This is a genomic window from Niabella sp., from assembly GCF_030150205.1.
GTDB lineage: Bacteria > Bacteroidota > Bacteroidia > Chitinophagales > Chitinophagaceae > Niabella.
On record NZ_JASLGT010000024.1, the window covers coordinates 183,399 to 206,150 of the forward strand.

The 22,752-nt window shown below is 44.6% G+C and carries 15 protein-coding genes; 7 read left to right on the forward strand and 8 right to left on the reverse strand.

Annotation, left to right across the window (positions count from 1 at the left end; translation table 11 throughout):
* Positions 1-100: 100 nt before the first annotated feature.
* Positions 101-829 carry a 2-phosphosulfolactate phosphatase gene (locus tag Q1V85_RS17475; RefSeq protein ID WP_300601835.1) on the reverse strand — a complete coding sequence of 243 codons (729 nt, stop codon included), beginning with the start codon at positions 827-829 and terminating at the stop codon, positions 101-103.
* Between the two features lie 140 nt (positions 830-969).
* Positions 970-2,055, reverse strand: a complete 1,086-nt coding sequence (gene gcvT / locus Q1V85_RS17480) for a glycine cleavage system aminomethyltransferase GcvT (RefSeq protein ID WP_300601836.1) — start codon at positions 2,053-2,055, stop codon at positions 970-972.
* A 111-nt stretch (positions 2,056-2,166) separates the two neighbouring features.
* Here gcvT and Q1V85_RS17485 point away from each other — a divergent pair, with 111 nt between their 5' ends.
* The 4 genes from Q1V85_RS17485 to Q1V85_RS17500 all read left to right on the forward strand — a co-directional run bounded on the left by Q1V85_RS17485 (position 2,167) and on the right by Q1V85_RS17500 (position 9,658).
* The gene (locus Q1V85_RS17485; protein ID WP_300601838.1) at positions 2,167-3,411 is read left to right on the forward strand and encodes a serine hydrolase; all 1,245 of its coding nucleotides are present in this window, start codon (positions 2,167-2,169) and stop codon (positions 3,409-3,411) included.
* Positions 3,412-3,590: 179 nt separating this feature from the next.
* Entirely contained in the window at positions 3,591-4,259 is a 669-nt protein-coding gene (locus tag Q1V85_RS17490) for a sterol desaturase family protein (protein WP_300601839.1), read from the forward strand.
* 204 nt (positions 4,260-4,463) lie between these two features.
* On the forward strand, positions 4,464-7,742 hold the full coding sequence (locus tag Q1V85_RS17495) for a TonB-dependent receptor (RefSeq protein ID WP_300601840.1): 3,279 nt from the start codon (positions 4,464-4,466) through the stop codon (positions 7,740-7,742).
* A gap of 23 nt (positions 7,743-7,765) precedes the next feature.
* A complete protein-coding gene (locus tag Q1V85_RS17500) occupies positions 7,766-9,658 on the forward strand; it encodes a RagB/SusD family nutrient uptake outer membrane protein (protein WP_300601841.1) in 1,893 nt (630 codons plus the stop codon).
* Between the two features lie 177 nt (positions 9,659-9,835).
* On the opposite strand, the gene Q1V85_RS17505 is transcribed toward Q1V85_RS17500, so the two are convergent.
* From Q1V85_RS17505 to Q1V85_RS17530, 6 genes are all read right to left on the reverse strand, one after another.
* Positions 9,836-10,348: a hypothetical protein gene (locus Q1V85_RS17505; protein WP_300601842.1), complete on the reverse strand. Its 513-nt coding sequence runs from the start codon at positions 10,346-10,348 to the stop codon at positions 9,836-9,838.
* Positions 10,345-14,175, reverse strand: coding sequence for a DUF6443 domain-containing protein (locus Q1V85_RS17510; protein WP_300601843.1), 3,831 nt, complete (start codon positions 14,173-14,175; stop codon positions 10,345-10,347). The genes Q1V85_RS17505 and Q1V85_RS17510 overlap by 4 nt, the downstream gene beginning before the upstream one ends.
* 55 nt (positions 14,176-14,230) lie before the next feature.
* The gene (locus tag Q1V85_RS17515; RefSeq protein WP_300601844.1) at positions 14,231-14,509 is read right to left on the reverse strand and encodes a hypothetical protein; all 279 of its coding nucleotides are present in this window, start codon (positions 14,507-14,509) and stop codon (positions 14,231-14,233) included.
* Between the two features lie 116 nt (positions 14,510-14,625).
* Positions 14,626-17,715 carry an RHS repeat domain-containing protein gene (locus Q1V85_RS17520; RefSeq protein ID WP_300601846.1) on the reverse strand — a complete coding sequence of 1,030 codons (3,090 nt, stop codon included), beginning with the start codon at positions 17,713-17,715 and terminating at the stop codon, positions 14,626-14,628.
* 472 nt (positions 17,716-18,187) lie between these two features.
* A complete protein-coding gene (locus tag Q1V85_RS17525) occupies positions 18,188-18,760 on the reverse strand; it encodes a helix-turn-helix transcriptional regulator (protein WP_300601847.1) in 573 nt (190 codons plus the stop codon).
* 214 nt (positions 18,761-18,974) lie between these two features.
* Positions 18,975-20,723, reverse strand: coding sequence for a hypothetical protein (locus tag Q1V85_RS17530; RefSeq protein ID WP_300601848.1), 1,749 nt, complete (start codon positions 20,721-20,723; stop codon positions 18,975-18,977).
* A gap of 10 nt (positions 20,724-20,733) precedes the next feature.
* On the opposite strand from Q1V85_RS17530, the gene Q1V85_RS17535 reads away from it, so the two are divergent.
* From Q1V85_RS17535 to Q1V85_RS17545, 3 genes are read left to right on the forward strand one after another with little or no spacing between them, the layout of a single operon-like run.
* Positions 20,734-20,868, forward strand: a complete 135-nt coding sequence (locus Q1V85_RS17535) for a hypothetical protein (protein ID WP_300601849.1) — start codon at positions 20,734-20,736, stop codon at positions 20,866-20,868.
* A 41-nt stretch (positions 20,869-20,909) separates the two neighbouring features.
* A complete protein-coding gene (locus Q1V85_RS17540; protein WP_300601851.1) occupies positions 20,910-21,983 on the forward strand; it encodes a histidine kinase in 1,074 nt (357 codons plus the stop codon).
* A complete protein-coding gene (locus Q1V85_RS17545; RefSeq protein ID WP_300601852.1) occupies positions 21,980-22,702 on the forward strand; it encodes a LytTR family DNA-binding domain-containing protein in 723 nt (240 codons plus the stop codon). Before Q1V85_RS17540 ends, Q1V85_RS17545 begins: the two co-directional genes overlap by 4 nt.
* Positions 22,703-22,752 lie beyond the last annotated feature (50 nt).

Below are 22,752 nucleotides of genomic sequence, written 5' to 3' on the forward strand. Positions count from 1 at the left end.
GCAAAAATAAAAGAATCTTATCCGCTTTTCCTAGTATTTGCCCAAGATTTTGAGAAAATTTATATTCTGTTGTTTATTGAAAATGTGCTAACTTTATAGGTTATTCCTGCCGGATCAGCCGCCCTTCCCTGTAAAGCGGCAATACGTCTGCCACATCCTCCTGCAAACAGAACGCAATGTCATCAATGTATCCAAACCGGTCTACCAGGCGGTGGTAGTGCGTCAGTTGTTTTGCAAAACCCAGGAGGTCCTGTTTATTTTGCGCATACATATATTCCGCCATAAAAGAGCTGTCGCAATGAATGGAAAAATGCGCCTTTACCCGGCTGATGACCGCTCCTGCAAACAGTGTGTCTTCCAGGTTGAATTTATCTTTCCATCCCGCACAGGCCAGTATTACATTTTTGCCCTGGGCAATTAAATAATTGCATACGGATGAAAGATTGGGAAAAGACCCGGTAATGATATCGTCTGCCCCTTGCTCCAGGGCCATATGCAGTAACCGGGTTCCGTTGGTAGTGGTCAGTACCAGTACCTGGTCTTCAATAAAGTCGCGTTTGTATTCCATTGGGGAATTTCCGTGACTCAGTCCATCGGCCAGCTTCCCGTCGCGCTCACCGGCCGCAATTCCTTTTACAGATTTGCTGATCTCGATGGCCCTGGGCACCGAATCAACGGGGATGATGTACTGTGCTCCGTTGTACAGTGCAGCCGCAATGGTTGAAGTGGCCCTGAACACATCAATGACCACCACCACCGCATTGTTGAGGTCGTAAAGATGGATCAGCGCCGGTGAAAGTGATGTATAAAGGGTAGGTTGATTACTCATTTGATAAAAATAAAAACAATACGGGGTGGTTGTCAGCCCTCGTCAGGCTTTGACTGACAATCACCCCGGCAACAATTTTGTCATTTTAAAGAACCAGCGGCTGCAGATCAACCGGCGATCGATGTTATTGTGCTGTAAAATCAGGCAAAGGGCAGCTTCACCACCTTTGCTTTTAATAATTTATCGCGCACTTTAATAAACAAAGGTGTTTCAAAAGCCGCAAAACCCGTTTGTACATATCCCAGCCCGATGGCTTTTCCAAGGGAAGGGGATTGGGTTCCGGATGTAACCGTACCGATCCGGTTCCCGGCTTCATCACAGATCTCATACCCGTTGCGCGGAATGCCCTTGTCTTCCAGCTCAAAACCCACCAGCTTTTGCGTTACGCCAGCTTCTTTCTGTTTTTTCAGCAGGTCGCTCGCTGTAAAGTCCTTGGTAAATTTGGTGATCCAGCCCAGGCCGCCTTCCAGCGGGGTAGTGGTATCATTAAGGTCGTTGCCATACAGGCAATAACCCATTTCCAAGCGCAGCGTATCCCTTGCGGCCAGGCCGATCGGTTTTAGCCCTTTGGGACTGCCTTCCGCAAAAATGGCATCCCATATTTTATCGGCAGCACCATCTTTATCCTCAAAATAGATCTCAACCCCGCCGGAACCGGTATACCCGGTAGCGCTGATGAGTACATTATCCACACCCGCAAACCGGCCTTTTTCAAACGTATAGTATTTTAAATTCAGGATATCCGTATCAGTAAGCGGTTGTAATATAGCCGTGGCATGAGGGCCCTGTATGGCCAGCAGCGCCGTTCTATCGGAAATATTGTGCATTTCAACCCCGTCCGTATTATGATCACTCAGCCATTTCCAGTCCTTCTCAATATTGGCCGCATTCACCACGATCATGTATACATTGTTTTCTTCAATGCAATAGATGATCAGGTCATCCACTATACCGCCCTGCTCATTGGTAAAGCAGCTGTATTGTGCCTGATTGTTCTTTAGTTTGGAAGCATCATTGGTGGTAACCCGTTGTATGAGGTCCAGCGCCTTTGGCCCCTTCAGGATGAATTCGCCCATATGGCTTACATCAAACACACCGGCATTCTTTCTTACGGTCTGATGCTCTTCATTGATCCCTGAATAGCTGATGGGCATATTATACCCTGCAAATTCAGCCATTTTGGCTCCAAGCGCCAGGTGTTTTTTCGTAAACGGGGTTTCCTTCATATATACAAAATTTTGGCTGCAAATTTACGGGATCGGTTGCCAGAAAGTATAAAATATCGGATGTAAAATGAGAAATGTAAATCGGCAGCGGAAAAATCCTATCTTACCTGTATGAAACCCGTTTTCCTCTTATTTTTATCCATTATGACCGCTGCCATATCAAATGCACAGATAAAAACCGATCCCTGGCTGAAAGAACTGCTGGAGCAGCAGGCCTCGCCCCTGTTAAAATCGGTGCTGGAACAACCGGAAGTTTATCAATATCAATTGATTTACACAGAGATAAAGCGGGATGCGCACCAACACCCAAGCTTTGTGAATCATTACCTGAATGTAGACCGGAACCGTTATTTTAACCCTGCCTCCACCGTAAAAATGCCGGTGGCTTTTGCAGCGCTTGAAAAACTGAACGGGCTGGGGGCAAAAATCACTCCCCAAACGTCTATGCTTACGGACAGCGCCTTCAGCGGACAAACCGCCGTAACCGGGGATGCCACTTCAGAAAACGGCCTCCCCTCCATTGCACATTATATAAAAAAGATCTTCCTGGTAAGCGATAACGACGCCTATAACCGGCTTTACGAATTTGTGGGACAAAAAACGCTGAATGAACAGCTCTGGAAAAAGGGCTATAAGGATATCCGCATCACCCGCCGGTTTGTACCCATGAATTCCGAAGAAAACCGCCATACCAATCCCATCCGTTTTGTAAAGAACGGGCAAACCCTGTTTACACAACCGGCCGCCTACAGCAATGTGCAGTTCCGCTTTCCTGCCACCAAAATACTGGTGGGCAAAGGGCATTGGGATAAAAATGACAGCCTGATCAACACACCCATGGATTTTACCGAGCACAATAACCTGCCGCTGGAAGACGGACATCTTTTATTGCGCAGCGTGCTGTTTCCCGGATCGGTCCCCTCCAAACAGCGGTTCCATTTAACGGAAGACAATTACCGGATGTTATATACCTATATGTCGGAGCTACCTTATGAAAGCCGTTTCCCCGCTTATGATACGTCCGAATTTTTTAGCAGCTATACCAAGTTCTTCTTTTTCCGTGCCGGTAAGGAAGGCATTCCGGACTATATCCGGGTATTTAACAAAGCCGGCTGGAGTTATGGCTTTTTAACAGACTACTGCTATGTGGTCGATTTTAAAAACAAAGTGGAGTTTATGCTTAGCGCCACCATCTATGTAAATAAGGATGGTATTTTAAATGACAATAAATACGAGTATGAAGAAATTGGTTATCCGTTCTTCAAAGAAGCAGGGCAAATTATTTATAACCACGAATTGCATAAAAAGAAAACGATTGTTCCGGACCTGAGCCGCTGGAAGCTTACCTACAGGTAGCACAAACATTCGTTTGTGTACTTTTTTTTTATATCCCAAACTCTTCTGTGATCCAGGTGTTGATATATCAGTTGATCTGAAGCAACATTTTAATCAATTAATTCAACAAGCCATAGGGGTTATTTGTCAATTGGCTGTATTAAGAGAGGTATCTGTTTTTTTTGATTTAATTTTGCATTATGCAGTTTGATAAAATTCACAACAAGGGGCAAGCGAGGCTTTTTAAGAACGATTATCTGGAGATGCTAACAAAGACACATCCTCTGGTCATCTGGGGCATGTATATTCCGGTTATTGTGTACATGTTGTATTACAGTCATGTTGCCTACAACTATTCTGTGGCCTATGTATTGCTGGTCTTTTTTATTGGCATCTTTTTCTGGAGCTTTTTTGAATACATCGCCCACCGTTTTATCTTTCACTGGGTAAGCGATAACCCGGCCGCGCAAAAAATTGCGTACGTAATGCACGGCAACCACCATCATTACCCCAGAGACCGGCAGCGCCTGTTTATGCCTCCGGTTCCCAGCATTTTAATTGCATCTGTATTGCTGGGTGTTTTTTACCTGATTCTTGGAAAGCTGGCCCTGATGTTTTTCCCCGGGTTTATGCTCGGCTACCTGATGTATGGCACCATGCATTATGCCATTCATGCCTGGAACCCGCCGTTTAAATGGATGAAAGGGCTTTGGAGAAATCATCATTTGCACCACTACAAGGATGAGCATAAGGGCTTTGGTGTCAGCAGCACCATCTGGGATCATGTATTTGGAACCATGTTCGACCTGAAGAAAGAAAAAGAAGATAAGGAGAAGGTTAAAGAACTGATGTTTGCCAAAAAGAAATAACCGGCAGCGGCTTCGATTCCTATACAGCTAAAATATTGAATCCCCTGCGGGGGATTTTTATTTTGTATTTTCTACAATTATTTTCCGTTTTTTTCGTTTTTAGAGGTTGAGAAATGTAACCGTTGATCAAAGCCTGTAACGATGTAAGCCCTAAGTCTTTGCCATCAACCGTTTTTTAATGTAAACCTCTAAACCAGAAATGCCATGCACACGCAGCAATTGCGTAGCCATGCCGGCTATGCATTCTTTTTTGAGCGTCCTCCGCTCAAACGCCTCTTCCTGTTCCTGATTGTTTTTTTGTTGCCGGGTCTTTCCCTGTACCGGAGCCAGGCCGGCAACACCGGAACGATGGCACCCGAAAAGGTGATCACCGGGAAAATCACCGATGAAACCGGTGCGCCCATTGACGGTGCTTCTGTTTTATTAAAAGGCTCCAATACCGGTGTGGTCACCAATGCCGAAGGTGTTTTTACCATAAAAGTGCCCAATACCGGGGGCACCCTGGTCTTTTCCCATGTGGGATACCAGCAACAGGAAGCAGCCATCGGTGATCAAACAACCATCAACGTAACCCTCAAAAGCAGCGCTGCCGAACAACTCACGGATGTGGTGGTAGTGGGGTATGGCACCCAGAAAAAGGTAACCCTCACTGGTGCCGTAGCTGATGTAAAGGGTACCGAACTGGCCAAAACGCCTACGGTAAACCTTACCAATACCCTGGCCGGGCGCCTTCCGGGCATTACGGCCATCAATACCGGGGGCGAACCCGGGTACGATGGCTCCACGATCCGCATAAGGGGTACCAACTCACTGGGAAATTCCAGTGCATTGATTGTGATCGATGGGGTGCCGGACCGGGAAGGAGGCATGGAGCGACTCAACCCGAACGATATTGAGAGTATTTCCGTATTAAAAGATGCGTCTGCCGCCATTTACGGATCGCGTGCCGCCAATGGGGTGATCCTTGTAACCACTAAAAGAGGAAAAAGCGGCAAACCCCTGTTGTCCTACACGTTTAACCAGGGCTGGGCCCAACCCACCCGTATTCCCAAAATGGCAGATGCCGTGGAATACGGCACCTTGCGGAATGAACTGGCCGTTTATGAAAATGTACCGGTAAACCAATGGAAGGCCGCATGGGATGCGCTGACCAAAACAGGAACCTATAAGCGTACCGACAATGGAGCCACCGTAAGTTCTCCTGTAGGCTTTTTCCCGGATGATATGCAGCAATACCGCGATGGGTCCGATCCCTGGGGGCACCCGAATACGGACTGGTTTGGAGCTACGTTTAAAAAATGGTCGCCCCAGGTGCGGCACAATATCCAGCTCACAGGAGGCTCTGAAAATATCCGGTACCTGGGCTCCATCGGCTATCAGAACCAGGATGCCTATTATAAAAACTCGGCTACCGGCTACAAGCAATACGACCTCCGCCTGAACCTCGATGCCAAACTGAACCAGTATATGAACCTGACCATGGGCATTGCCGCCCGGGAAGAATACCGCTTTTTTCCAACCGAAACCGCCGGGGAAATTTTCCGTATGCTGATGCGCGGCAAGCCCAACGAACCGGCCATCTGGCCCAATGGCCTGCCGGGCCGGGATATTGAATACGGACAAAACCCCGTGGTGATTGCCACCAACCAAACGGGGTACGACCGGGATAAACGGGATTATATACAAACCAATGGAAAACTGGAGATCCTGATTCCCGGTGTGGAGGGATTGAAGATCACCGGTACAGCAGCCATTGATAAATACCAGAAAAATCAAAAACGGTTCGAAACCCCCTGGTACCTGTACTCCTGGGACCGCAGTTCTTATGAAGCCGATGGTGTTACGCCCCGGCTTACAAAAGAGTTACGATCTACCTTTACCGATCCCCGCCTGAACCAATGGGCCGAAAATACCTTAAACATCAACCTTTCCGGGTTGCTGAATTATGATAAAAAATTCGGGGCACATACCCTCAATTTCCTGGCGGGGGTACAGCGGGAAACGGAAGATTATGAAGGGTTCCGTGCCTTCCGGCGGTATTATCTCTCCAATGCCCTTGATGTGCTGGATGTAGGCGGCGATCTTGAAAAGAACAACGGGGGCGGATCTTACCGGCGGGCCCGCCTGAGCTATTTTGGCCGTGTGGGATACAACTACGCCGAAAAATACCTGTTTGAGTTTTTATGGCGGTACGATGGCTCCTATATTTTTCCACCCACCAAACGGTTTGGCTTTTTCCCCGGCGTTACAGCCGGCTGGCGGGTATCTGAAGAGCCGTTCTTTAAAAACAATGTGTCCTTTGTTAATAACCTGAAGCTCCGCGGTTCCTGGGGACAAATGGGGGCCGAGCCTTATTTTGGCGGTGTGCTGGCCGAATACCAGTTCATTCCGGCGTATCCTTTTAGTACCTATGTGCTGAACGACGCGGTGGTGCAAACCCTGATCGAAAACCGGGTGGCCAATCAGAATTTCACCTGGGAGGTGGGCAATAATATGAATATCGGTTTAGATGCCGCCTTTTTAAACAGCCGCCTTACACTGGAACTGGACTATTTCAGCAACCGGCGGGAAAAAGCACTGATCGCCGAAACCGGGCTGGTACCGCAAAGCAGCGGCATTTCCGGGAAGCTGCCCCCGGTAAACAAAGGAAAGATGCTGAACCGTGGCGGAGAATTTAAGATCGGCTGGCGCGATGATATTGGTCCGATAAACTATTCCCTGGGGCTCAATGGCGGATATGCAAAAAATAAAGTGCTGTATTCCAGCGAACCGGCAGGTGTGCCCGAATGGCAGCGCACTACCGGCAAGCCCTATGGCACCAACGGGTTTACCATCGTAGCCTACCAGTACGACGGTGTATTCCGGGACCAGGCAGAAATTGATGCCAATAAAGTGGATTACAGCGCCCTTACCAGTGCCCTCCGCCCCGGCGATATGAAAATAAAGGATTACAACGGCGATAACAAGATCGATGGAGACGATATGGTGGCCCTCGACAAAACCCGCGACCCGTATTTCACCGGAGGTTTTAACGGTAGCATCGGGTATAAGAACTTTGACCTCAGCTTTATGTTCCAGGGCGCCGTTGGCGGATTATTGTTCTTTGGTACCGAGTCCGGCGATATCGGCAATTACCTGCAATATTCGTTCGACAACCGCTGGACGATTGATAATCCCAGCAGCACAGATCCCCGGATAGCCAGCAGGGGCAATACCTATTATACCGGCGGTGCGGCCCGTTTCAATACCTATTTCCTCCGGAGCAGTGATTACCTGCGATTGAAAAATGTTGAGATCGGTTATAACCTGGTTATGCCGGAACGGGTACGGAATATCATCAGCAATGTCCGTGTTTTTGCCAACGGACAAAACCTGGTTACCTGGGATAAGATGAAGATCTGGGACCCGGAATCTACCAGCGGCAACGGGCAGTACTACCCGCAATCACGCATTCTCAATATTGGCGCCACTGTAAGTTTTTAACCCTGTAGTTTAAATAAGAAAAAATGAAAACATTTATATACCGGCCATTTTTAATTATTATGGTCATTTCATTTACAGTTATCGGCTGTAGTAAGGATTTTTTAAACATCGACCCCACGGGACAGGTACCCGAAGAAACGGCCTGGCAGGACCCGGCACTGGCCCAGGCCTTTGTTACGGGTATTTACAGCGGAGGCCCGGGCGTTTACGGATTAGGGGTAGGCGGCTTTGATGAACAGATGCTGGCCTCCCTTACGGATGAAGCCACGTTCACCCATACCGGCCGCAACATCAACACCATAATGGAGGGCAGCGCCAGTCCCAGTGGGGTGGGCTGGATCCCGGAAAGTTATGGCTGGAAAAACCTGTACGACAATATTCGCGCCGCCAACCTTTCCCTGGAAAAACTGGCCACACCTAAAATCGATACCATCCTCGCCAACCGGCTAAAGGGAGAAGCGCATTTTCTGCGGGCCTATTTTTACCACCAGCTGCTGCGCTACTATGGTGGTGTGCCGATCATTACCCGGGTGTACGATTTAAACCAGGATTACAATGTAACCCGCAACAGTTTTGAAGAATGCGTACGTTTTATTACGGCAGATTGCGACAGTGCCATCTGGCTCATTAATACCAGCGCCATGGATAAAGGACGGGCCAGCGTACTGGCGGCGCTGGCATTAAAATCGCGGGTGCTGTTGTATGCAGCCAGCGATCTGAACTATCTGCCGCTGGCAAAAACAAAATTTCCTGAGTTGGCAGGCCATCCCAAACCAGAACTGTTTGGGTATACCGGTGGCGACCGGAAAGCGCGCTGGACGGCCGCAAAAACCGCCGCTAAGGCCGTTATGGATCTTGGGGCCGGATATAAGCTGAACCTCAGTGCACCGGTTTCTGCCGCAGAAGGCAAAACCAATTATATGTCCATTGCCATGAGCGGTTACAGCAAGGCATTGGGCATGGATGCCAATGCCGGATCAGAGGTCATCTTCGGCCGCTATTATAACCTGAATGTAAACACCGGTGGAGGCGTAAGCATCAACCTGTACAACGGCCCCAACGGGTATCATAACTGGGCGGGTAATACGCCCATCGGTTTGCTGGCAGACGACTATGAAATGGCCGACGGCACGCCGTTCAGCTGGAACAACCCGGTACAAAAGGCAAATCCTTATGTTGGCCGCGACCCCCGGTTTTATGCTACCATCCTTTATGACGGTGCTCCCTGGAAGCCCCGCGACCTGATCTCCGGGAACGTAGACCCGGCCAACCAGATCCAGACCGGGCAATACGACCTGGTTGTTGCCGGCAAAAAAATCACCTTTAACGGGCTCGATACTCGGAGCAGCGCCATAGAAGACTGGAATGGCAGCCGCACCGGTTATTATATGCGCAAATTCACCGATCCCGATCCAAAAATTGTAGATGCCAATACCAAGCAGCTGGTGCCCTGGCCCTTTTTCCGTTATACCGAAGCCGTGTTTAATTATATAGAAGCCTGTATTGAGCTGGGCGAAGAACCGGAGGCCCGCTTATGGCTCAACCGCATCCGTTTCCGTGCCGGGATGCCGGCGGTTACGGATGCCGGGGAAGCCCTCAAAAACCGGTACCGGAACGAAAAACGGGTGGAAATGGTATTTGAAGAACAACGGTATTTTGATGTACGCCGCTGGATGATTCCGCAGGAAACCGTAGGCCGTAAGCTTACCTTTATCAATGTAGTGGGAACTTTTCAGCCGGGTAAACAGCTGGCCGATCTTTACCGGCATGATGAAAATATTTACAATTATACCTATACCCCGGTGGTAAATGAAGCCCACGAAAACCGCAAATGGGTCAATAAAATGTATTATGCCCCCATCAACCGGGATGAAATGAATAAAAATACGGCACTGGTGCAGAACCCGGGCTATTAATAAGCCTCCGCTCCTAAAGAGGTTGTATCAAACATCATTTTGGTCGTTATTTCGAAACTTCGGGCTACGACTAAGCCCGGTTTGGTACAACCTCTTTTTTTATGCCTCCCGGTGATCCGTTTCTTCAAAAAAGCGCACTCAACATCATCTCTTGTTGTAAAAACTACGCCGGGTTTCTCAGTTTTTATTCTTTGCGGGAAAATGTTCTCTTAGCAGCTTCAGTACATTTTCCCTGATAAACGGGGTTGTGAGGATAACGGCATCAACTGTATTATTTTTTACTCGTATCCGGTAAAAGCTTAGTGCTGTAACCGTTGTTTCATAATAGGATACCTGCTCACAATCCGCCTGACCTTCACAGATATTGACGCTGCGGATTTCCATAAAAAACCAGCCGGAACGCAGCCGCCCGTCGGGAAATATGGCTATCATTTTTCCGCTGATGATCCAAAGGATAAAAAATACCACCGGGAAAAGAAGAAATATCTTTTTTTTCTTTTGCAGGATATACACCATAACCGACAGGCAGAATAACGCCACAATAACGACCCGTAATACGAGACTGGAAGTAACCAGCTCCATTAATCCGTCACTACCACCGGCAAATAAGAACCGGGCAGTACCCGGCGAAAAACCAAGCATGACGGTTAAAAGCATGATCAAAATAATGAATAATAAAAAGGTCCTCATTGGCTTTTATTATCTTCTTCTGTAAAAACCTGAAAACGCACTCCACTAGGTATAGTATTATTTTTTACATCCCCAGGAGCTGCAAAGATAGCTCCATCTCTAAGTAGAGTTGCAGAATTTGATCCATCAAATGACACAGCATTATTAAATCCTTCTCTCACCAAATAGTCTCGAATCTGAGTTAATGTTAAACCTTGAACACCATCTTGCTGCACAACCAACATAAATGCCCCCGTTTTGCTATTGTATGCTACAATTGATTTACCAACTTCGGCATTATCCTGCTTTGGATAACCCGCATTGCTTCGTTGAACCAAATATTTATCATTCCCCGCTCCCGGTTCCCCAATTTCAGGCAGTCCCGCAGGAGCTCCTTTCGAATATTCATTCCGCCCCCCATATTTGAGGCCATTTATCAAAACAGGGATTCCTCCTCCAACTGCAAAATCTGCTTTTTTAGGAGCATCCCCCTTACCAAAAGTTACACTGCCGCCACTAATTGCAAAATAAAAAGTCAAAGGAGAAGAATTACCCACAAACACCTTCCCTTGGCTGATCGTATAGCCTTGGGCTGTCCAACTTGAGTTTTTTCCTGCCGAAAACGGGTTTGACAAACCATTTCGTTGATATTGCTGTGCGTTAATGACATAGGTTATTACTCCTGGTGTACTAAATTTAATTGCGGTTTGTGTGAACGTTTTTCCGTCACTACGCTTAATTCCCGAAATCAATGGCCTATACAATTGAACAAAATTGACATTGTTTCTTTTATAAGGAACGATTCCCTTTTCTGCGCCCTCTAAATCTATGAAATTGACTGGGTCATTTTCTGAAAATGCATAGGTGCTATTATAAACATATTCGCTGGCAAGCGGATCTATCTGAATGAATCTGCCAATTTGAGGATCTTGATTTCGGTATTTAAAACTATAATAATTCAGTCCGAGCTCGTCATCAAGCTGTTGTCCCTGAAATGTTTTTTCTTTATTCTGTAAGCTGGCCATTGAATTCTTAATAGAAATACCCTTCATTGGAAGGCCAAACGGATACAAATGTGTTTCTTCCAATACCTTGTCTGTCAAACCTACATCATCTGTAATCATAACTCTAACATTACCTAAATGGTCCATTAAAAAATAGTCATATACAAAAGAAGTCGCAGTCAATACTCGTTGTCTGCCTTCTTCATCAGAGATAAACCGTAAAACATTGTCTTCAAAAATCATATTCCCTAAATATTGGACAGTTTTTGTTGTACCTCCCTCCACAATTTTCTTTTCTAACTTATTTCCAGCAGCATCATAAAGGTAAGAAATCGATCCTTTGCCTGCTACAACGATCTGTTCTGGCAAATTTAATAGATTATACGTTGTACTACTGACTCCTTTATTTAAATCCATAATTAAATTGCCATTAGCATCATAGGCATAATCATCAGACATATCATTTATTCCATCATTAAAATCTCCCAGGCCTAAAGCGATCGTACTTTCGGCTTTTTCCGTAACTGTTTTTAACTTATTACTATTGGGGAAATAGATATACATTAGGGAGTCTATTTTAATTTGAGTATTATTATGTCCGCCCCATTGTGTCATAGCCTTTATATTACCATTATAATCATAAGCCGTTAAGGGATCATCGCCATTTCCGACTTTTACCGAATAATTTATTTCAGCAGGAATCTGAAATGAGCCTCCTATCAGTTGGCCATAATCAGCTTTCATTATTCTTCCCGTCGCATCATAGGCAAAATTATACCGACGAATAGGCGCTGCATTACTTCTACTGCGCCATGTAATTCCACTAATATTCCCGCTATAAAACGCTTGAGTGTACCCTTTTATTGCCGAGTTCATGTTTCCTAAGTTATTATTGTCCACTTTTTCGTATGCCAAATCAAATCCAAAATATTTTGAAGTTGCGGGCGTCGCATCATTCACATATTCGCGATTTATTCCTAATAACCATCCTCGTATATTATAATCATAAATTTGCCTCTCTAATGCGCTGGATCCATCTAAGTTTGTGGGTCCTATACTTTTTTCGGTCAAATGCCCTAGAATATTATATTTATTAATTGCGATAACCTTTTCTGCACTCATTGGACCGCTATCACGCTTAATTTTTTTGCCTACCTTAACCAGTCGTCCTAAAGCATCATACGTATTAATCGCTACTGTTGTTACTACAGTAGCACCAGCTCCTGCCTTATTATGCCGACTTATAACACATAAGGGCTGCCCTTTCCAACTATACTGCGTTGTTGTAACATCGACGCCCCCTGTATGATTCAATGATTTAATCTGAATAGGTCTTTTTCTATCATCATAAATGGTCACCGAATAAGTATAACTAGTGGTGTTTAGAACTTTTACACGATTACCAGTAATCAACCCTTTCACTCTCGAATCTTTAGCAGGTTGCTCCGCATATGGCCAGGCAGTATTACTTGCAGCCAACAGATCACTAGTCACGCCTGTTGCATCATATTCACCATCTATTTTGCCACTCAAGTCTGCTAAATAAGGAGCTTGTGTCATCCATGTATAATCATCATAAAAAGTCTCCGTAAGCGGCTGCACTCCCGCAAGCATTGGAGATGTTGGGTATTCTACGCCCAACCCCGCGTTTTGCCAATGACCAACCACTGCCAGACTGCTACTAAAAACTCCTGTAGCAGTAGGTCGGCTAAGTGAATCATACTTTGAATAATTCCACATCGATTGATTTCGGAGATTACCATCCTGGGACATCACCAGTCGTGCTTTTGAATCATATACTGAATATACCACCGATGATCCGGGGATTTGCTTCATTATCGGCAAATTTCTTCGATCGTACTCATACCGGAAACACTGTTCTTCCTGTAATGAAGTCGTAAGTTGCCAATTTGTAGTATTTAATGTATTGACTCCTTCTGGCTGAATAACCAGTCTAAGTTGATCATACATGTCATACACGTAATATGTACACAACCATCCAGTATGTCCTTTACCAAGGCCGGTATCTTCCACAGAAGTTAATTGTATCTTTTTTAATATTATTCTATCTTTTTCATCTTTAAACTCAATAACCTGCTTATCATGCTCATCCTGTATCACGTTTTTATAAAGCTGGCCGGCTGTGTACATTTGTGTGGTAGCATATGTTGCCCAGTTTCCGATTGATGCGGGTTCCGTTACCACCCAAATGCGAACACTATCTTCTGCAGTGTTTAGCCAATACTTCTGATTTATGCTTCTCCTGTTACTTTCAGAGACTTCCGCAGCAGTTCCTGCCCAGTTTTTCCCCGGAGCAAAGCTTTCTGTTATACGGTTCTGGGGTGAGGCTTCGAATACCGTTTTGCTGTAAAAATTGCTTTCGCCCTGCGCTCCAAATTGCGCTTGCATAAAAACCTGTTGTTCACCATAAGGATCATTCTTAAAAACCCCGTCTCCGGAAGCCGAGGCAAACGGGAGATATTTGTACTGCTCTCTTCCCAGTTCATCAAATAAAATCGGGGTTACGATATCTCTAGCATCAGCTGTATCGATTAGATTAATCGGAGTTGGTAGGGATCCTTTTTTCTTAATTTCTTGTAGGGATCTTCCCAGTCCATCTATATATTTGGTTATTTCGCTTGTCTCAAACATTCCTTTTGATAGCAAACTATTGGGATCTGTTAACGGTGCCAACGCGGTCCATGTACGAACAAAGTTCTTCGGTGTCGTACTGTTATACTGTGGCAAAGAAGCTGGTTGGGCCCTTAGACACGCTCCAGAAACAGTAACAGCTATCAGCAGTAGTAAAATATATTCAGAATATTTTTTCATAAAGTATTTCATACCGGTCTTGTTTAATTTTAAGATTTCATCTTATCAATGTGAGCACAACATATCGTTAATTGTTATTCAACAATATTCTTTTCTTAGCCAGGTATTGTTTATATTGTTCATTGGTCATGACCTCTTTGTAAAGAAAGTCTCTGTTAATTTCAACTTCTCTTAGTTTTATTCCTATCGTCTTTTTGTCCTTTTCTTCACGTTCCCAGATATCAAACTTTTGTCTTTCCAGATCCGATTCTATTTTTAGCAGCTTATTTCGTTGATCCGCCTTTAATCTAAGACTATCTGAAATCCGATTTGCGATCTTTTCAGCTCTTGACAATCTCAGCTGCATATTTATCTGTCTTCTGGATGCCTTCGTTTCTGAAGAAACTTGTTGGGCAGAAGTTGTGATACACAACAGCATAAAAGATAAAATATAATAGCACCGTAACATAATGATTAGATTTATTATTGATTAAAATCGCAACTTTCCAGAACTTGCATGTACTCGGGAGACTGAACACCATCGCTCCATTCATAATAGAAATAACATTCACAGCCAGAACCGGGCTGACATTCGAAGGATCTCAATACTTTTACTCCTTTTTCGCAAAATCCATATACACACCTGTATTGGGGATCACTTAGGTTACAATCGGAAGAAGTACAGAAAACAGGAACAGGGCAATTCTCAAGACTGGGGCCAATATTTACAAACCGTCCTTGTCCGAATGTTGCACTATTCATGTTAATGTCAATTTCATACTCAAGCACATTTCCGGTATTATAGTCATTTTCATCCGTTTCACATCTTGTAGTCCAATCTTTCTGCCATTCGGGTGCAATACTGTACGGATTGGCACTGTTACTATAACAATCAATCGGCTGGCCAAAATAATTGTAACAAAATTTGCTCAAAACCTCTCCCTTATAGTTTTTAATGGCAGACAGCCTGTTAAATTTGTCATATTCATAATAAGTTGTATGGCCGGCTTCATCTACTTCGGAGGAAATAGCTCCAAGTGCATTGTATGTATACGTCTTTATTTGTATATTCTTTTGTTCCTGGAATCCACTACGAATATTAGTTTGCTGTAGCCGCATTTCTTTATCTCCCATAGTTTTCCCATTATAGGACCCTCTATATAATATATCAAGATTTAAATAGTCTTTTATATCCTCCCAGCCCGTTCCTATGATATGCATAATGGGTAAACATCCTTCATATCCCCAGATATATACCTCTTTTTTGAACTGATTTCCGGCACTAACAAGCTCTAATGGATTTCCTAATTTATCGATAGCAAGAATCTGGCTCGTCAAATCCGGCGTTGTTGATGTCCCTTTATACGCCTGAGTTTTTTCCAGAGAGATTGATTTGCCATTATTAAACCAATCTTTGAAAACATTTTCGTATTTATATGTGGGTATACTATTTACCGTTACTTTCTCCTCAATAACCGGTGCAATAAAGTTTATTGCCTTCATTTTATCGAATATAGTCCCACCACCTGTAGCGAAGTGCTGGGGATATTTGTATTCGTGTTTTTCTATCATTCCATTACTTCTTAAAACAGACATGGAAATAGGTCTTACATCGGTATTGTTATAGGCAAACGTTTGCGTATTTTCCTTAGCTATATTTCCCTGGTCGGTGAAAGTTCTTTCCTTAATATTATCCGTCTTCAAGCGATCGTAGGAAAATGAATAACTTTTATTACAATTATAACCATTATACCGCTGAATCGTAAGCTGCTCCCTTGTTTCAACAGATATTGTATATTCCTTATCATGTATCTTTGTAAAACTGTCGTTTGCCTTTTTAAAATCTTCTTCCATTTTTAGCTCACCATTTCTGCTACTTACGATTGTTGGCAACGGCGTAAAATCCGATAAAGGAAAGGCGCTAAACGGAGGATATACTGCATCGTCATTATAATACCTGAAAACCTGCTTTCCCCCAGAGCCATTAGCCCCCACCAGCATAGTTACTTTACCATAACCCACCTGGTAATCGCTGGTAGACTCTGAAAGCAAATTTTGTCTAGAACGATAATATACCAAATAGTTAATGCCTGCAGATACTTGTGATCCGCCGCCTGCACAAGGAGTAATAAAGAAAGAATTTCCAGGATAGTTATATGAAATTCCCCCAACATATCTAATAAAGGTTTTGGGCTCCTCATATTGAAAACTATACTCTGTTTTCTCTGAACTATTCGCATAATTTTCAATCTTACTGATTCGTGTGCCCAAACCACCATAATTTGCCTCAAACGCATAGGTAGTATACCCCCCTGTAGGATATTGGATTTTTTTTAACATACCTCCTGTTATAAGTGTCTGGTATCCATATATCGTAAATGCCTCATATTTCTCACTAATAACATTCTCATATTCAAACACATATGGTGGTTGGCTTGTTTGACCTGAAACATCAAACTCTTGCAAAGATTCTAGCCGGAGCCGCTTATTGTTAATATTCATCCCTACGGTTTCTGTTACCGTCAATGGCTCGAAATAAGAATAATTAAGTTTAACGTTTTTAACGTTCTTGCTTCCCTGATTTATTAATATACTGCTTACCTTTTTCCCCGGATAACTGCCTGTAGCTAAATTTAAATCATCACGATTTGTATAACCAATCCAAACAACGCCTCTTGGATAGTTGATTTTCTCACAAAAAATATAGTCCGTTTCAATTATGGAGGTTGTTTTTGAATAAGCGATATTAGGCCCCGAGGGAATATTATTACAACTGTATAAAGGAGTAAAAAGATCTTGGGGATAAAAAGACGAAATTGTGACACCAGATTCTGAAATAAGCGTATCTATCGTCCTCGTATTGCCATTCTCCGGATTTTCATATGAGAAAAGTATATTCTCGCTAAATCTATTTTCAATTTTTGTCAAATACCATGCAGAAATATAGGTATTAACTTCTGTTTTCTCACCCCCGGTTCCAACCGTTTTTATTGTTTCTTTTGTGTTCTCCTGCTTTTCAAACCAATAAGAGACGCCATTGTCATCCACAATTTTAAATCCTGTTGCTGTTTTATAAATTAGGAGATTGTCATCGACAGATTTAAGAACCGTCAATGGCCCGAAGTTGGGCATATCCTTAATAATAAATCGCCCGGTTTTCCCAAGGAAATTATAAAAGAAGAGATCAGGTTCCAAATCATCATTTTTACAATCCGTGTGCTTCTTAAGGTACCCATCTGATGCAAAATCATCTTTGCTTTTCTTAATACGACCAATGAGATTATTAGCGGACAAAGTCCATCCCAATCCGACAGTACTTGCTTCCTGCTTTTTCTTTATGCCGCCTGAATAATATCGTAATTGCAACGGAACGTCAACGTCCTTCATTTTTATTTGATTAAAAAGATCTATCTTGATCTCAGGGATTCCGACATAATTCGTAACAGGTATTGTCGCATACATACCGAACTCCGCCGCCTGAGGAGAAGGAGGTATAAAGTTCTTTGTTGTTTGTGCTATTAATGACTTTATTAAAAAAAGCGCACCTAATAACAATATGACTGGTCGTGACATGTGAAATGTTTATGATAGATTATTAAAACAATTAGCTCTCTGATAATCGGAGTGGATAATACTTAAAAAGTGTACATAGTTTCTCGGGAAACATCCGCATACCTGTCCCCTTGATGGCAGTTTAACCAATTCAGGCTCCTACTCCCTTCTTCGGCCATCATTTATGGCTTGTAGGCAATAGCCTTTAAATATTGCTCCTTATGTAAAAAAATTATACTATTAGAAGTTTGCTTTTCTATTGATTTTTTGGTTTATTCTCATATTATAGTTTTAGGCTTTAAAAGTGATTTTCATTTTCTGTCTTTCAAATATAATTACAATTTTAAAACATCCAAAAAAAATCACAAGTTTTACTTTTATTTTTTACGAATCAACAAATCTGATCTCTCAATTTCTTTAGATATATACACTTCGGTTTTTAGCATTCGAAGTCTATACGCTCAACCTCCTTCTTACTGATATGGGCTTATAATTAGTCCTCACAGACCCTCCTCCTTCGGTTCTCCCGGTAATTGTTTTTTACAATCTCCTGCATTTGCCGCGCAACCTCCAGTTTTGCTTTCAGCAACAGCAGCTTATAAATCACCGGTTGCTGCTGCGCGGTGTCGCAGCCATCCAGGTCAGCTCTGGCATCCAGCGCAGTATTTCGCATCCAGCTCATGTCTTCCGGCCAGGGGCCGTCTTTTTCCATCAGTCTCTTTATAAATGCCAGCTTTAATTCAAGTTGCTTTTGCTGCTCTTTCATTTTATCCAGCACATCACCCAGGCGCTCTGCATCGTTTTCTGCTTTAAGGATCTGCCGGTTCAGCAGCTTTTCCAGCTTCAGCATACTTTTCTGCGTGTGAAGCGATCTTTTAGGATCCGGTGCCGGTTTCTGACGCTGAAATTGCTGCAGTTGCAATTGTAATTGGGATAATTTAAGTGATGCCCCGGCGGGTAATTCACGCAGATCTTTTTCATACATACTCAAAAGACTTTGCGATATGCCAAGAAAGGCGGCCAGCTCCCGCTGGGAAAGGTGCAGTTGCGTTCTGAAGTATTTCATATGTTACCTGTTTAGCTACTTTAAATTTACGAAAAGGGATGTAATCAAAAAAATTGTAATATTTTTTATGATTACAAAAATCATTATCACAAATCCTGTAATCACAATTTTTGTAATAAGAATTATTATTACAAGTTTCTTGATCACAAATAGCAGCAATACCGATGAGGTCTATACTCCACGTGGTATAGACCTCATCGGTATTTGCTTTTTTTTAAAAAAGCAGGTCCAGATCCAGGGAAGAAAAAAAGCGCGGCTTGTTGTGCGGGGCAATGATGCTTCCGGTCCGGAACTTGAGGGGCAACAGGTATTGCAGGGGTACCCTGGCCCATACCGGCATATTGTAATAATTCAGGTTAAAAAGGGAGGCAAATTGTATACCGGCGGAAGGAACAAAAACAAAGGAGGTGCTGCCCCCTGAAAATTGCATTCCTGCTTCTACATAACTGTAAAGCCCGATGAATTTCCGGTTGCTGACCCAATAATCCACATTGCTGCGGATACCTGCTTTCAGCAATTGCACCCGCTTGAATGCGGAGGCTTCCGGAGCTGCTTTTTCATCCAGCAGGTCATAGCTAATGGTATAGCCATGCCAGTAATCCAGCATGCCCTTTTTTGTTCCGCTGGTATTGTATTCAAATTTCCGGCTGAAATTACCTGCATTGAAACGGATCCCCACGCCCCTGATGATGTGATCTGCAAAAGCCCCGGTTGTGGTAATGATAAAGGAATTGGCCACCCGGTTGCGGATAAAATTACGATGCTGCAACGGCTGCACGGCCTGCAGGTTTTGGGGTGTTAGCAACGCAGGCTTCGCCACTAATGTTGAAAGATCAGATCCGAAGGGCACCGGAACCAATTGAAGTGCCGCCAGGTGGTGCAGGAAAAAGGAAGGCTGGTCCTTTGGCTCATCGGGAATGGTTTGAAGAAATGGGATGAATGGTTCATTTTGATACGCCCTGTAAAAAGCAGTAGCTACATCGTTAAGAGAACGGCTTACGGCTTCAATAACACGACTGGCTTCTGGTGTGTAACGTTCGTAATGAACGGTGCCTAACGTGGACTGGTTTTGCCATTGGCGATGACTGCGGTTGAACTGGCCGTCGCCATAAGCCCGCCACCGCTCTCCCCGGCTGTTTACAACCGTACAGCCATGCTCCGAATAAAAATCATGCAGGGCCTTGTTATTGGTGACAGATGCAAGCACGCTCCGGTTTACCACCAGGTGCCCGGCAGCAAACGCATCTTCCAGGAAATGATCGGCAAACCCGTTAAAAAGCAGGGCATAAAACAGGATCTTCCGGGCACCCGCGTCATTTCCGTTCCGGGCCAGTTGTCCACCCTGTTCCGCCAGGTCTATGGCCAGCGCATGCAGGGATACATACATCGTAAGCGCATTGGTCTTTCCCAGTTTTTTAAACAGCGCCGGCACGGCTGCCGGGTTTTGGCAATCGCGGATAAATGCTTTATTAAAATGCCGCAGCTGCTGCTGGAAGGTTTTACGGTACTCATAAAAATGCGAAAGATTCACTGCTGCCAGCAAGGCATAGCGCATGTCTACACGGGTTAGTTTTCCATCGGGCGCCGCGGTATATCCCATAGAAATATATTGCTGATGCAGGGCGGCAATTTTGCGGATCACCGAATGACGGCTGCGCAGCTGCTCCTCCAGTAAGAGGGGATCGCTTTCATGATCGCCGCTTAAGGCATTCAGCATACCGTAGGTGACTAAAATTCCATCCTCACCGGATAGCTCCGGGAAAAAGAAGCCCTTATCATTTTCTGCCAGCCCCCAATAGGAACGTAACAGGGAATCGTTTTGCCGCGAGCCGTATCGCTTCAGGAACAGGATCAATGCCTGGTCACCGATCTCTTTATGCTCTCCATAGCTGTATGCCCGGGCATCCGCCGCCGCTATCAATAAAAATCCCAGGCAAATGCATTTCCACAAATATTGCATCATTGGAAAATAAATGACTGACTCATTACAAAGAGGCAAATGTATCCGCGGCAGCTATGACACTGGGAAGTTTTATACCAACCCGGCGGTTTTTTATACCAACGCCGCCGGTGGTTATACTTATAAAACCCGGTCTGCGGCCCTGTAAACCCATTGATGCAATCCGTTTAAAAAACCTAATTTGCAAACATGGCAACTCCTTATACCGGTCCGGTACAGGACCGGAGCGACAACCTGTGGCTGCGTTTTTTTATGAGTCCGCAATGGCGGCCCTGGCGGCACTTACTCTGTATTTTCCTGGTCGGCATCCTGGTGGTAAAAAGCAATAACGAAGAGTACAGCCGTACCGGGGAAATCATTATGAAAGTGGTATTGCTGGTGTGGCTTACCGGCCTGCCCTATTTGAACATGTATTATTTTGTGCCCCGTTTTTTATTCCGGCGCAGGTACCTCAGTTATTTCCTGCTGGTTCTTTTTACAGCCACGGCCTGTTTTTTTCTCATTTTTGAAGGTGGCCGGCAACTCATTGCACCCTACCGGATCGCGCCAGCCAAAGAGGAGGCCATTACCCCGGATACGGTTTTTTCATTTCTCTTTGCCCTCTGTGTACTGCTGGCGGCATCTACCAGTATTAAATTGCTGCAGCGCTGGATTGAAGACGCCCACCGGTTCCGGCAACTGGAAGTTGCACGGCTGCAATCTGAGCTTGACCAGCTTAAAAGCCAGGTAAACCCCCATTTTTTATTCAATACGCTGAATAACACGCATATCCTGATCCAGAAAGACCCGGTATTAGCCGCAACGGTTGTGGTAAAGCTTTCGGATTTGTTGCGCTACCAGTTGTACGACAGTTCCCGGGCAACCGTATTGCTGTTGGCGGAGATCCGCTTTCTCAACGATTTCCTGGAACTGGAGCAACTCCGGCGGGATCAGTTTGCATTCAGCATCACCACGGAGCAGCTTCCGGGAAACCGGATGGTACCCCCCTTTTTATTCATCAGCTTTGTGGAGAATGCCGTTAAGCACAGCGCGGACCCATCAGGAAGATCGGAGGTTCATCTTCTGTTCAAAACCTCCGGTACCCATCTTTATTTTTCCTGCAAAAATTCCCGGCCTCTCATACCGGTTTCCAACTTAAAAGGGGGCGGACTGGGACTTACAAATGTAATGCGAAGGCTGGAACTGCTTTATGGAGACCGGCACCATCTTCAGATAGATGCGGCACCGGATCATTACCAGGTTGTATTAACTTTACCTCTATGAACTGCATTATTATTGATGACGAACCATTGGCGCGCGAAGGCGTTCAACTGCTGATTGCCGGTATACCGGAATTAAGGCTTACGGGTAGTTTTAATAATGCCGCTTCCGCGCTCCGGTTCCTGCAGCAATTTCCCGCAGACCTGGTGTTTTTGGATATTGAGATGCCCGGCATGAATGGCCTGGAGCTGGCCTCCGCTCTTTCCGGTAAAACCCTGGTGATCTTTATTACCGCGCATACCGCATACGCCGTTGACAGTTACGAGCTGGCGGCAATTGACTACCTGGTAAAACCCATTCACCACGACCGGTTTTTGAAAGCGGTTCAAAAGGCCATTGCCTATCATGGCTTACTGCATCTTCCGGCCAATGATACCATTGCGTCGGTTGCGGCCGACTATATCTTTGTAAAATCGGACCGGAAGTACTATAAAGTCTTCTTCCGGGAGCTTTTGTTTATAGAAGGTTTAAAGGATTATGTGGTGCTTTACCTGGAAAACAGGAAGATCATTACGGCCATGAATATAAAGACCATTCATGAACAGCTGCCGCAGCAGGTTTTTGTGCGTATCAGCAAATCTTACCTCATCAATGTAGCACATATTACATCCTTTAACAACAACAGCGTACAGATCCGGGAGCATGAGATCCCCATCGGCGATGCGTACCGGGCATTTTTCTTTGATGAATTTGTAAAAAACCGGCTTGTTGACAGGGGATAGGCTTTTTCCGTATACGCCCTGGCCTCCATTCCTGTTATGTTATAAAATAA